The organism is Staphylococcus sp. AC872 (assembly GCF_979255425.1).
Window position 1 is genome coordinate 29,527 of sequence record NZ_CEEDKW010000009.1, and the last position, 14,092, is coordinate 43,618.

11 protein-coding genes are annotated in these 14,092 nt (G+C 35.8%); 2 read left to right on the forward strand and 9 right to left on the reverse strand.

The features are described from left to right. Window positions 1-72 precede the first annotated feature (72 nt). Complete coding sequence (locus tag ACZ267_RS11345) at window positions 73-297, forward strand: hypothetical protein (RefSeq protein WP_002452002.1); 225 nt, start codon at window positions 73-75, stop codon at window positions 295-297. Window positions 298-793: 496 nt separating this feature from the next. Here the strand turns inward: ACZ267_RS11345 and ACZ267_RS11350 are convergent, their stop codons facing one another. The 3 genes from ACZ267_RS11350 to ACZ267_RS11360 form a co-directional block, all read right to left on the reverse strand. Continuing rightward, entirely contained in the window at window positions 794-1,741 is a 948-nt protein-coding gene (locus ACZ267_RS11350; protein ID WP_002465545.1) for an ornithine cyclodeaminase family protein, read from the reverse strand. A 264-nt stretch (window positions 1,742-2,005) separates the two neighbouring features. Beyond that, window positions 2,006-2,512, reverse strand: coding sequence for a GNAT family N-acetyltransferase (locus ACZ267_RS11355; protein ID WP_002465582.1), 507 nt, complete (start codon window positions 2,510-2,512; stop codon window positions 2,006-2,008). Between the two features lie 68 nt (window positions 2,513-2,580). Continuing rightward, window positions 2,581-3,768: a glycine C-acetyltransferase gene (locus tag ACZ267_RS11360; RefSeq protein ID WP_002465576.1), complete on the reverse strand. Its 1,188-nt coding sequence runs from the start codon at window positions 3,766-3,768 to the stop codon at window positions 2,581-2,583. Between the two features lie 170 nt (window positions 3,769-3,938). Between ACZ267_RS11360 and ACZ267_RS11365 the strand changes: the two genes are divergently transcribed. Continuing rightward, window positions 3,939-5,105, forward strand: coding sequence for a M20 family metallopeptidase (locus ACZ267_RS11365; protein WP_002465550.1), 1,167 nt, complete (start codon window positions 3,939-3,941; stop codon window positions 5,103-5,105). 171 nt (window positions 5,106-5,276) lie between these two features. On the opposite strand, the gene tuf is transcribed toward ACZ267_RS11365, so the two are convergent. The 6 genes from tuf to rpoC all read right to left on the reverse strand — a co-directional run bounded on the left by tuf (window position 5,277) and on the right by rpoC (window position 13,944). After that, window positions 5,277-6,461, reverse strand: coding sequence for an elongation factor Tu (gene tuf, locus ACZ267_RS11370; RefSeq protein WP_002451225.1), 1,185 nt, complete (start codon window positions 6,459-6,461; stop codon window positions 5,277-5,279). Window positions 6,462-6,692: 231 nt separating this feature from the next. After that, the gene (gene fusA, locus ACZ267_RS11375) at window positions 6,693-8,774 is read right to left on the reverse strand and encodes an elongation factor G (protein ID WP_002465568.1); all 2,082 of its coding nucleotides are present in this window, start codon (window positions 8,772-8,774) and stop codon (window positions 6,693-6,695) included. A gap of 119 nt (window positions 8,775-8,893) precedes the next feature. Next, a complete protein-coding gene (rpsG, locus tag ACZ267_RS11380; protein WP_002451223.1) occupies window positions 8,894-9,364 on the reverse strand; it encodes a 30S ribosomal protein S7 in 471 nt (156 codons plus the stop codon). 71 nt (window positions 9,365-9,435) lie between these two features. Then, the gene (gene rpsL, locus ACZ267_RS11385; protein ID WP_002451222.1) at window positions 9,436-9,849 is read right to left on the reverse strand and encodes a 30S ribosomal protein S12; all 414 of its coding nucleotides are present in this window, start codon (window positions 9,847-9,849) and stop codon (window positions 9,436-9,438) included. An 89-nt stretch (window positions 9,850-9,938) separates the two neighbouring features. Continuing rightward, window positions 9,939-10,199: a ribosomal L7Ae/L30e/S12e/Gadd45 family protein gene (locus ACZ267_RS11390; protein ID WP_002451221.1), complete on the reverse strand. Its 261-nt coding sequence runs from the start codon at window positions 10,197-10,199 to the stop codon at window positions 9,939-9,941. Between the two features lie 148 nt (window positions 10,200-10,347). Further along, complete coding sequence (rpoC, locus tag ACZ267_RS11395; RefSeq protein WP_161767509.1) at window positions 10,348-13,944, reverse strand: DNA-directed RNA polymerase subunit beta'; 3,597 nt, start codon at window positions 13,942-13,944, stop codon at window positions 10,348-10,350. Between the last annotated feature and the right edge of the window lie 148 nt (window positions 13,945-14,092).

Below are 14,092 nucleotides of genomic sequence, written 5' to 3' on the forward strand. Positions count from 1 at the left end.
TCTCCTGTTTGTCTGCGAGGATACTGCGGATAGTCTTACTTAGTCATATTTTTATTGAATGAGGGTGATGCTATGAATAATCAAAAGCCTTTGCAAACATACAAATCAAAACAAACGACTGTAATAATTACTAGTATAATATTTATGTTATTTATCATTTCAGACATACGTACGATATTAAGTAAAGATGAATGGCTGCCTTTGGCATTAGCCGGTGGATCTTTAATTATATTTATTGTCTTTTTAATGATTAATATAAAGTCATTTATCCATAATTATAAACGCAGACCTTATTAAATCGAAAATAATGATAAAGATAATAGGACTGGGACAGAAATAATAAAGAACCACTAATCATTGATTATGTAGTGGTTCTTACGCATTAGCCACAGCTAATGTGTACTTTAAAATAGAAATACATGAGTGAAACTCATGCAGAAGAGATACTAATTTCTAAAGAAAAAGTATTTCTTTATTGTTGTCCATCCCCAACTTGCACTGTTTGTAGATTTTCTTTTCAAAATTATCTATGTTTGGGGCCCGCCCCCCGGCAAGGTTGACTAGAAATAAAAAATCTTGGTACATTAAACCGTCTTTGTAATTTATTACTTAGACGGTTTTATGCATGAACATTAGTTCATGTATACCTCTAAAGCTTAATTTGAACGCATGAGTCAATACTCATGTGTAAGTCATTCTAATTTCTATAAGAAAAAGAATGACTTTACAGTCAACTACGACCTAAATATGAATGTAAATTGAAATATATATTTATATCCTAGCCTGATTTCTTTTATTTCTGTGCTTTTTTATAAAAGTAATTAGCTACGACAATATCTACAATTGCTAGTCCCACTGATTTAAATAGCGTGACTTCTTTCTCATCTGTTCTACCTTGTTTACGACCTGCCACAATATCCCCGAGCTCTGCGTGTAACATATCTTGTGTTAATACGCCTTCTTGTTCGGGAATTTTTAAATCTCCTGTTTCTTCCATTGCTGCTTCTGTTGATTCTACGACAATTTTATTCGCAACCATCATAGATTCTGTTGGTAACTCTTGCATGTCAGGTTTAAAAGAACCTACCGCATTTAAATGAACACCTGGATCTAATGTTCTATCGAAAACCGGAGTTGATGAATTAGTAGCAGTGACAACGATATCTGTCCCTTCAATTGCCTGATTTGCATCTTCAAATACTTCAACATTAACATCATATAAATCTTTTGTTTGTTTTGCTAATCTTTCTGCTTTCTCCGTCGTTCTACTAGCAAAATGAATCGTATTAATTTTTCTAACTGCTAAAACAGCCGCAATTAGTCCTTCAGCTTGTTCGCCGGCACCAATTACACATAAAGCACTTGCATCTTCTCTAGATAAATATTTTGTTGCAACACCAGATATGGCACCCGTTCTTATTTTAGTTAAATATCCACCATCTAAAACAGACAAAGTTTCCCCTGTTTCATAATCACTTAAAATAACTGAGCCACTTATGGTCGATTTACCTTTTTCCGGGTTTTTAGGTGCAAAGGTCACTGTCTTTAATCCGACAATTTTTAGCGCATCAGATAGCGCAGGCATGACTAAATATCTATTATCCTCATTAAACGGAATCGAATAGCGTAATGGCGTTTCAGTTTTACCTTCAGAAAAGGCTTTGAGTGATTCTGCTACTTCATCTATCACTTCACGCATATTGAGTAATTGCTGTTGATCATTTTCAGTTAAATATAACATATTCTGTCCTCCATCTTACATAATTATCGTATCTTCATACATTTATACTCATCTTTACCCGATATTTTAATGAAAAATGTCGGTAATTTAAAGTTTATATTGTTCTGCACGCATATTCATGCTATTCTTAAAAACATAAATAAAGAGATAGTTAGACAAATGTCTTTACCATCTCTGCGATTTTGTTTATTTAAACAAAACTATTTAATTTAACTTTTGACGACACACATTCTCCTATTTTGGGGAATGTTTTTTTGCATATAATTAATTGATTGGAATATGGTACCGTTTTACAGGTGCACCATTCTTTTTGATATAAGGTTCTATTTCATAGCCACCATAATACAAGATCACTTTTTGAGAGCTGAAATTCTTAGGATTACATGTCATTAATACATATTTAACTTGTTTTGTTTTCAATATATCTAAAGCATGACCCAACATTTCTTTTGCATAGCCTTTACCGCGTTGTGATGATGCTACACCATAGCCTACATGTCCGCCTATCCGAGTTAACGATTCATTTAGTTGATAGCGAATATTAACCGCGCCTACAATCGCTTCATCTTTAAAGTAAAACATTGTACTTGTTTCCACCCAATCTTCTCTAGGCTTAGGCTTATTAATATGATCTACCATTTCTTTAAAGCCTGTATATTTTTTAAAATCTATATTACCAGGGACAATTTTTTCTTCATTTTCATACCATTCATTAATATACTTTAGAAATTGTGATTCATCATCATATGTAAGTTGTCGAATTTCACCCATTGTTTCCACTCCAATAAAATTAAAAAGCACCCGCAAAATACGAGTGCTTAATTTGTTGAATAAATCGATTAAATAATGTTAAGTTCTTTACCAACTTTTTCATATGCTTCTATAGCTTTATCTAACATTTCTTTTGTATGTGCTGCAGTAGGCATATTTCTAACTCTACCTGTACCTTTTGGCACTGTAGGGAATACGATAGACTTAACATAAATACCTTCTTCTTTAAGGCGTTTACTGAATACTTGAGTATCTTTTTCATCACCGATAATCACAGGAGTAATTGGTGTTTCAGACTCACCAGTGTTAAATCCTAACTTAGCTAAGCCATCTTTAAGATATTGCGCATTTTCCCATAATTGATCATGTAACTCAGTAGAAGCCATTAATTTTTTAACTGCTTCTGTAATTGCTTTAGTATCTCCAGGTGCTAATGAAGTTGAGAATAAGAATGGACGAGATTGTGCTTTTAACCAATCAATAAGTTCTTTAGTACCCGCTACATAGCCACCTACAACACCAATTGCTTTAGATAATGTACCAATTTGGAAATCGATTTTATCTTGTAAACCAAAGTGTTTAACTGTACCCGCGCCTTTGCCCATTACTCCAGAACCATGTGCATCATCAACATAAGTTAATAAACCAAATTCTTCTGCGATTTTAACAATTTCTGGTAATTTGGCAACATCGCCATCCATACTAAATACGCCATCAGTAATATACATTACTTTGTTATATTGACCTGATTCTACTGCTTCTTTAGCTTTAGCTCTTAAATCATCCATATCTGAGTGGTTAACACGAATGATTTTAGCTTTCGATAAACGACAACCATCTATAATAGAAGCATGATTTAGTTCATCAGATAGAATAGCATCGTTTTTATTCATTACTGCTGAAATCGCAGCCATATTACAATTGAAACCAGATTGATAAGCAATTGCTGCTTCTGTACCTTTAAATTTCGCTAGTGTTTCTTCTAATTCATCATGTAAATCTAATGTACCATTAATTGAACGAACAGCCCCTGCACCAACACCATGTGAATCAATGGCAGCTTTAGCAGCTTCTTTTAAATCTTCATTTGTTGCTAATCCCAAATAGTTATTTGATGACAAGTTAACGTAAGTTTTACCATCAATTTTAATTTCTGGACCATTTGCACCTTCAATTGAATCGATTTCATTGTACAATCCATTCTCTTTCAAGTAGTTAATATTTTCATTTAAAAAATCATGTAATGATTGAACCACAACCATATCCCCCTTGTATCTCTATTTACCTTTATAATACCTTAATTTCGCCATTCATGAAAGCCTTATCACTTATTGTATTTTTAATACTAAATATTCATTTTGAACTATTTTGTCTTATTAGATAATGATATACTAATTATCATAATAATACGGAAGAAGTGATAGTTTTGTTTGATTGGTTTCAATTGGCTAGTAAAAAAGAAAAGAGAATGATTCAATTAAGACGTTATTTACACCAATATCCTGAACTTTCTTTTGAAGAAAAGCAAACACATGACTATATAGTTAACCAACTTAGCCAATTGTCATGTGACATTCAAACGCCAGTAGGTAGAAACGGTATTAAAGCTACTTTTAAAGGAAAAGGTGAAGGGCCAACCATCGCCTTTAGAGCAGACTTTGATGCACTACCTGTTCAAGAATTAAACGATGTACCTTATAAATCTAAAAATGATGGTTGCATGCATGCATGTGGACACGATGGACATACAGCTATATTATTAGGCGTTGCAGAAATCGTAAATGAACATCGTCACTTATTAAAAGGTAATGTTGTTTTCATATTCCAATACGGTGAAGAAATTATGCCCGGTGGTTCACAAGAAATGATTAATGATGGATGCTTACAAGACGTTGATAAGATTTATGGCACACATCTATGGAGCGGTTATCCAACAGGTACTATTTATTCTCGTCCAGGACCCATTATGGCCTCACCTGACGAATTTAGTATCACGATACAAGGCAGAGGCGGTCATGGTGCTAAACCTCAAGAAACCATTGATCCTATTGTCATTATGGCTGAATTTATTTTAAGTGCTCAGAAGATAGTTTCTCGTACCATCGATCCAGTAAAACAAGCGGTATTAACGTTTGGTATGGTTCAAGCAGGCTCTTCAGATAGTGTGATACCTGATAGTGCGTTTTGCAAAGGAACAGTACGTACCTTCGACACTAATTTACAAAACCATATCAAAACTAAGATGGACAAATTATTACAAGGTTTAGCGGTAGCTAACGATATCACTTATGATTTTAATTACATTAAAGGTTATTTACCACTTCATAATCATCAACAAGCATATGAAGTTGTTAAACAAGCAGCTAATGATATGCACTTACGCTTTAATGAATCTGATTTAATGATGATTGGTGAAGACTTCTCTCACTATTTAAAAGTCAGACCAGGCGCATTTTTCTTAACAGGATGTGGTAATCAAGATAAAAATATTACTGCACCTCATCATAATCCTTATTTCGATATCGATGAATCATCATTTAAATATGCTGCCAGTGAATTTTTAAAAATTTTAGAACTTGAAAATGTATTTTAAAATATAACCTTGTAAATATTTAACATTTATCACACAAGTCATCCACTTATTACCTAAATCATAGGTAATAAGTGGATTTTTTAATGGTAAACAAATCGACGGTAAGGTTATGTATTTATAGAAATAAAAAAAGACCCCGTAATGGGGTCTTTGATATATCGAATAATAAAATTATTCGTGGATTTCAGTTACAACGCCTGATCCTACAGTACGTCCACCTTCACGGATTGAGAAACGAGTACCGTCTTCAATCGCGATAGGAGCGATTAATTCTACTGTCATTTCAACGTTATCACCAGGCATAACCATTTCAGTACCTTCTGGTAATTGAACAACGCCAGTTACGTCAGTAGTACGGAAATAGAATTGTGGGCGGTAGTTACTGAAGAATGGAGTGTGACGTCCACCTTCGTCTTTAGATAAAACGTAAACTTCCGCTTTGAATTTTGTATGTGGTGTAATTGAACCAGGAGCAGCTAATACTTGACCACGTTGTACGTCTTCACGAGCAACACCACGTAATAAAGCACCGATGTTGTCACCAGCTTCAGCGTAGTCTAATAACTTACGGAACATTTCTACACCAGTAACAGTTGTTTTAGAAGTGTCATGTAAACCGATGATTTCAACTTCTTCACCAACTTTGATTTGACCACGTTCAACACGGCCTGTAGCAACAGTACCACGACCAGTGATTGAGAATACGTCCTCAACTGGCATCATGAATGGTTTGTCAGAATCACGTTCTGGAGTTGGAATGTAGTCATCAACTGCTTGCATTAATTCTAAGATTTTTTCTTCGTATTTTTCGTCGCCTTCTAAAGCTTTTAATGCTGAACCAGCGATTACAGGTACGTCGTCACCTGGGAAGTCATATTCAGATAATAAGTCACGAACTTCCATTTCTACTAATTCTAATAATTCTTCGTCGTCTACCATATCAACTTTGTTTAAGAATACAACTAAAGCTGGTACACCAACGTTACGTGATAAAAGAATGTGTTCACGAGTTTGTGGCATTGGACCATCAGCTGCAGATACAACTAAGATACCGCCGTCCATTTGCGCAGCACCAGTGATCATGTTTTTAACATAGTCAGCGTGTCCTGGGCAGTCAACGTGAGCATAGTGACGTTTGTCAGTTTGATATTCGATGTGTGCAGTATTGATTGTAATACCACGTTCTTTTTCTTCTGGTGCGTTGTCAATCATGTCGTATGATTGTGCAACAGTGTCACCATTCTTAGCTAATACAGTTGCGATAGCAGCTGTTAAAGTTGTTTTACCATGGTCAACGTGACCGATAGTACCAATATTGGCATGTTCTTTTGAGCGATCAAATTTTTCTTTTGCCATTATTAAATCTCTCCTATTCTTAATAAAAGTTATTTTCAAAATTATCTCTCATGATAGTTTCTCACCATCATGAGAAGATGTTTGATTAAGTTGAGTCTAAAAGAAATACTACTTAATTCATATTTCCTTTATAATGCATTTACCCACAAAAATCAATTCATAAAAACGATTAGCCTATAACTAAGCTCAACCTGTATTTTAACCTAGCATAGCTAGTAATGACAAGTTATATTATTCGCCTTTATTTTTCTTAATGATTTCTTCAGAAATTGATTTTGGAACTTCTGCATAGTGGTCAAAGTACATAGTGTAAGTACCGCGACCTTGAGTGTTTGAACGTAATGATGTAGCATAACCGAACATTTCTGAAAGTGGTACATAAGCATTTACAACTTGTGCATTACCACGAGGTTCCATACCGTCTACACGTCCACGACGAGCAGTTACGTCACCCATGATATCACCCATGTATTCTTCAGGCATTTCGATTGTTACTTTCATCATTGGTTCTAAGATAACTGGATCACATTTTTTAGCAGCTTCTTTAAGTGCTAATGATGCAGCAATTTTGAAGGCCATTTCAGATGAATCGACATCATGGTATGAACCATCAAATAATTTAGCTTTAACATCGATTAAAGGATAACCAGCTAATACACCGTTTTCCATTGCATCTTTAAGACCAGCTTCAACTGATGGAATGTATTCACGAGGAACTACACCACCGACGATAGCGTTTTCGAATTCGAAACCGCCACCTGTTTCGTTAGGTGTGAATTCAATGTGAACATCACCGTATTGACCACGACCACCAGATTGACGAGAGAATTTACCTTGAACTTGTGCTGATTGTTTAAATGTTTCACGATATGAAACCATTGGCGCACCAACATTACATTCAACGTTGAATTCTTTCTTCATACGGTCAACTAAGATGTCTAAGTGTAACTCACCCATACCACCGATGATAACTTGTCCAGTTTCTTCGTCAGTATGTGCATGGAAAGTTGGGTCTTCTTCTTGTAATTTAACTAAAGCTTGAGTCATTTTATCTTGGTCAGCTTTAGATTTTGGTTCAACTGATAAGTGGATAACTGGCTCTGGGAATTCCATTGATTCCAAGATAATGTCATTTTTCTCTCCACATAAAGTATCACCAGTACCTGTTTCTTTAAGACCTACCGCAGCAGCGATATCGCCTGAGTAAACAGTGTCAATCTCTTGACGTGAGTTAGCGTGCATTTGTAATAAACGACCTACACGTTCACGTTTGTCTTTAGATGAGTTCTTCACGTAAGAACCTGAGCTTAAAGTACCTGAGTAAACACGGAAGAAAGTTAATTTACCAACATAAGGGTCAGTCATAACTTTGAATGCTAATGCAGCGAATTCAGCTGAATCGTCTGGTTTAGCAATTACTTCTTCTTCAGGATCATTAGCACGGTGACCAACGATTGGTTTAACATCTAAAGGAGATGGTAGGTAATCAATTACAGCGTTAAGCATTAATTGAACACCTTTGTTTTTGAATGCAGTACCGCAAAGAACTGGGTAGAATTCTACGTCAGTTGTAGCTTGACGGATTGCATTTTTTAATTCTTCTACTGAAATTTCTTCATCACCAAGATATTTTTCCATTAATTCATCATTAGTTTCAGCTACTGCTTCAATTAATGTTGAACGAGCTTCTTCAGCTCTTTCTTTGTGATCTTCAGGAATTTCAATTTCATCAATTTCTGTACCTAAGTCATTAGTGTATTTGAAGCATTTCATTTCAACTAAGTCAATGATAGCTTCGAATTCATCTTCAGCACCGATAGGTAATTGGATAGGTGCAGCATTAGCTTGTAAACGATCATGTAATGTGCTTACAGAGTATTCAAAGTTTGCACCTAATTTATCCATTTTGTTGATGAAAACGATACGAGGTACGCCGTATGTTGTAGCCTGACGCCAAACTGTTTCAGTTTGTGGTTCAACACCTGATTGAGCATCAAGTACTGTAACCGCACCGTCAAGTACACGTAATGAACGTTCAACCTCAACTGTGAAGTCTACGTGTCCTGGTGTATCGATGATATTTACACGGTGGCCGTCCCAAGCTGCAGTTGTTGCTGCAGATGTGATAGTAATACCACGGTCTTGCTCTTGTTCCATCCAGTCCATTTGTGAAGCACCTTCGTGTGTTTCACCAATTTTGTGGATACGACCTGTGTAATAAAGAATACGTTCTGTCGTAGTAGTTTTACCAGCATCAATGTGAGCCATGATACCGATATTACGAGTATTTTTCAAAGAAAATTCTCTTGCCATGTATTTTTTCTCCTTCCAGTTATTACTGAATAAGTACTTTAGATATGGCGATGCCCTAAGCATGAGCCATTATTGGTAAACCAATGTTACGGAACACGCTCAGGGTAAAAGCTTTAATCTTACCAACGGTAGTGAGCAAATGCTTTGTTAGCTTCAGCCATTTTGTGAGTGTCCTCACGTTTCTTAACTGCACCACCTGTATTATTTGCTGCATCTAAGATTTCGTTAGCTAAACGTTCTTCCATAGTTTTTTCACCACGAAGACGCGCATAGTTAACTAACCAACGTAATCCTAAAGTAGAACGACGTTCTGGGCGTACCTCAACAGGTACTTGGTAGTTTGAACCACCCACACGACGAGCTTTAACTTCTAATACTGGCATAATGTTTTCAATTGCTTCTTCGAATACTTCAATAGCTTGACGACCACTACGTTCTTCAACTAGGTCGAATGCTGAATAAAGAATTCTTTGAGCTGTTCCGCGTTTACCATCTAACATAATTTTGTTAATTAATTTTGTAACTAATTTTGAGTTATGAATTGGATCTGGTAATACGTCTCTTTTAGGTACTGATCCTTTACGAGGCATAATGTAAATCCTCCCTTCCTATTATAGTATATTGTGATTAATTATTTTTAAAATTTACGTAATCTTAAAAATTAATTTTTAGGTTTTTTAGTTCCGTATAATGAACGACCTTGTCTACGTCCGTCTACACCTGAAGTATCAAGTGCACCACGCACAATATGGTAACGCACACCAGGTAAGTCTTTTACACGTCCACCACGTACAAGTACAACACTGTGTTCTTGTAAGTTATGGCCGATACCAGGAATGTATGCGTTGATTTCAATATTGTTTGATAAACGCACACGTGCATATTTACGTAACGCTGAGTTAGGTTTTTTAGGTGTCATAGTACCCACACGAGTACATACGCCACGTTTTTGTGGAGAATTCAATTCAGTGAATTGTTTCTTCTTACTGTTAAAACCTCTGTTTAAAGCTGGTGAATCAGATTTTTTTGATTTGCTTTGTCTTGGTTTACGTACTAATTGGTTAATAGTTGGCATTGAATATGTCCTCCTCTCTTCATTTTTTAATCCCACACATCCAGGTGGTTCATTTTAAGGTTAAATAAAATTTAGTAAGCAGACACTTACTAATTCTCATTCAATATAGCAACGATTGTTGCATTTACATTGATACCTACATATTCTCCTAATTCTTTCTTAGATGAGAAAAGTGTATATGGTATATTTTTTTGATTGATTTGGCTTAACACGCGAGTCATTAGATGAACTTCTACGTCTCGAGCAATAATCAATGATGTAACTTGATCTTTATTCAACGCTTTGAGCGTTTCCTTAAGACCAACTACATATTGTTGTTTGTTAAAGCGTGCAACTTTTTCATTAGACATGTTCAATATCCTCCAAAGTTCTGCTTGCATCAACCTATAATATATTAACATTGTTACAGTACAATAGTCAATATTTATTCGTGTTTTTATGAAATAAATAAGAATCAAGAGGTTAGAACTAAGTCTAACCTCTTGATCGTTATATCAATTATTCAGTAACTTCTACTTCTTCTTCAGAACTAGCAACTGGCGCTACATTTTTATCGTATTGAACGTCACTATAACGTCTCATACCTGTACCAGCTGGGATAAGTTTACCAATAATAACATTTTCTTTAAGACCAAGTAAGTCATCGCGTTTACCTTTAATAGCTGCATCAGTAAGAACACGAGTTGTTTCTTGGAATGAAGCTGCAGATAAGAAGCTTTCTGTTTCAAGAGAAGCTTTTGTAATACCAAGCAATACTGGCTTAGCAGTTGCAGGGCGTTTACGTTCTTTAAATGCATCTCTGTTAGCGTCAGTAAAGTTGTGAATATCAACTAATGAACCAGGTAATAACTTAGTATCTCCTGCTTCGATGATACGTACTTTACGTAACATTTGTCTAACCATAACCTCAACGTGTTTATCATCAATTTCAACACCTTGCATACGGTAAACTTTTTGTACTTCTTTTAATAAGTAGCTTTCTGTAGCATTTAAACCAGCAACTGATAAGTAGTTTTTCGGTTCGATTGAACCTTCAGTTAATACTTCACCACGTTCAACTGATTGTCCTACTTCCACTTTAAGTCTAGAAGTACCTGAAGCTAGATAAGATCTAGTTTCATTTTCACCTTTAACAACAATTTCTTGTTGACGGTCTTTCGCTAATTTAATATCTTCTACTACACCTTCGATTTCAGTGATTACCGCTTGACCTTTAGGGTTACGGGCTTCAAAGATCTCTTGGATACGTGGAAGACCTTGAGTGATATCGCTTCCGGCTACCCCACCTGTATGGAAGGTACGCATTGTAAGCTGTGTACCTGGTTCACCGATTGATTGGGCAGCGATTGTACCAACTGCTTCACCAACTTCAACTTTTTCACCTGTTGCAAGGTTTTTACCATAACATTTTTCACATACACCATGACGTGTATTACAAGTGAATGCTGAGCGGATATACATTTGTTCGATACCAGCATCAGTAATTTTCTTAGCGATTTCCGCAGTAATTAATTCGTCTGGGCGAATAATAACTTCATCTGTTTCAGGGTGACGAATTGTTTCTTTTGAATAACGTCCTTCGATACGTTCAATGAATGGTTCAATCATTTCTGTACCTTCTTTGATGTCAGAAACAAGTAAGCCACGGTCAGTACCACAATCTTCTTCACGTACAATAACATCTTGCGCAACGTCAACAAGACGACGAGTAAGGTAACCTGAGTCAGCTGTTTTAAGTGCTGTATCGGCAAGACCTTTACGCGCACCATGAGTAGAGATGAAGTACTCTAACACTGTTAAACCTTCACGGAATGATGAAGTGATTGGTAATTCAATGATTTTTCCTGATGGTGCAGCCATTAATCCACGCATACCAGCTAACTGAGTAAAGTTAGATGCGTTACCACGGGCACCAGAGTCACTCATCATGAAGATTGGGTTTGTTTTTTCAAGTGATTGCATTAATTCACCTTGAATTTGATCTTTAGCATCTGTCCAAATTTCAACGACAGCATTGTATCTTTCTTCTTCAGTGATTAAACCACGATTGAATTGTTTAGTCACACGTTCAACTAATTTTTCATGTTCATCTAGGATATCTTTTTTATCTGGTAATACCACGATATCAGATACACCAACAGTAATACCCGCTTTAGATGAGAACTTGAATCCTAAGTCTTTCATACGGTCAAGCATCATAGATGTATCAGTAATACTGAATCTGTTGAATACTTCAGCGATGATATTACCTAAGAATTTTTTATTGAATGGTTCAATTAATTCTTTAGTTTCAAAGAATTCTTTTAATCCGCCTTCACCTAACTCTGTTGGGTCAACAAAGTATTTATCAGGTGTTGTTCCCTCAAGGTTAGTTTGAGTTGGCTCGTTAATATAAGCAAATGAATCAGGTATGATTTCATTAAAGATAATTTTACCTACTGATGTAGCTAAGATTTTCTTATTTTGCTCCTCAGTGAATGTCGGATTATTGAATGAACTTGCATGAACACCAATTCTAGTGTGTAAGTGAACATATCCATTTGCATAAGCTTTTAATACTTCGTTTGTATCATTATAGATAGTACCAGTATTAACTGCGTCTGTACGTTCAAGTGTTAAGTAGTAGTTACCTAATACCATATCCTGAGATGGTGTAACAACTGGTTTACCATCTTTAGGGTTTAAGATATTTTGAGCAGCTAACATTAACATACGTGCTTCAGCTTGCGCTTCTTTAGATAATGGAACGTGAACCGCCATTTGGTCACCATCAAAGTCAGCGTTATATGCTGTAGTAACAAGTGGGTGTAGACGGATTGCACGACCTTCTACCAATGTTGGTTCGAATGCTTGGATACCTAATCTGTGAAGCGTAGGCGCACGGTTAAGTAGTACTGGGTGTTCTACGATAACTTCTTCTAAAACGTCCCAAACTTCGTCATCCATGCGTTCAATTTTACTTTTAGCATTTTTGATATTTGTTGCAATTTCACGTTGAACTAACTCTTTCATAACGAAAGGTTTAAATAATTCTAGCGCCATTTCTTTAGGTAATCCACATTGATACATTTTCAGACTTGGACCTACTGCGATAACGGAACGACCTGAATAGTCAACACGTTTACCAAGTAAGTTTTGACGGAAACGACCTTGTTTACCTTTTAACATATGTGACAATGATTTTAATGGACGGTTACCTGGTCCAGTTACAGGACGGCCACGACGACCATTATCGATTAAAGCATCAACAGCTTCTTGTAACATACGTTTTTCGTTTTGAACAATGATTCCAGGTGCACCAAGATCTAATAAACGTTTCAAACGGTTATTACGGTTAATAACACGTCTATATAAATCGTTTAAGTCACTTGTAGCAAAACGTCCACCGTCTAATTGAACCATTGGACGGATTTCGGGTGGAATGATAGGAAGTACATCTAAAATCATCCATGCTGGATCATTACCAGAGTTACGGAATGATTCAACAACTTCTAAACGTTTAATAGCACGAGTAAGTCTTTGTCCTGTTGCAGATTCTAATTCATCACGTAAGATTTTTAATTCTTCATCTAAGTCAATTTCAGATAACAAGTCTCTGATACCTTCAGCACCCATTTTAGCTACAAATTGACCTGGATATTTATCATAATAATCTCTGAATTCTGCTTCAGATAATAAAGTTTTCTTTTCTAAACCTGTTGGACCTGGATCAACAACAACATAAGAAGCAAAATAAATAACTTCTTCTAATGCTCTTGGAGACATATCTAATAAAAGGCCCATACGGCTTGGAATACCTTTGAAGTACCAAATGTGTGATACTGGTGCTGCTAATTCGATGTGTCCCATTCTTTCACGACGTACTTTAGACTTCGTTACTTCAACACCACATCTATCACAGACCATACCTTTATAGCGTACACGTTTGTATTTACCGCAACTACATTCCCAATCTTTAGTTGGTCCAAATATTCTTTCACAGAAAAGACCGTCTTTTTCAGGTTTTAACGTACGATAGTTAATTGTTTCAGGCTTCTTAACTTCACCATAAGACCATGAACGAATCTTTTCAGGTGAAGCTAATCCTATTTTCATATAATGGAAATTATTTACATCAATCAAGGAGCCTACCTCCTTCAATTTAGATTAGCTGTGCTATTTGATTGATTTACATTTATAGTATATAGAATTTGAGAAAGGTAGGAGCGACATTTAAAATCGCTCCACCTCTATCATTCTAATT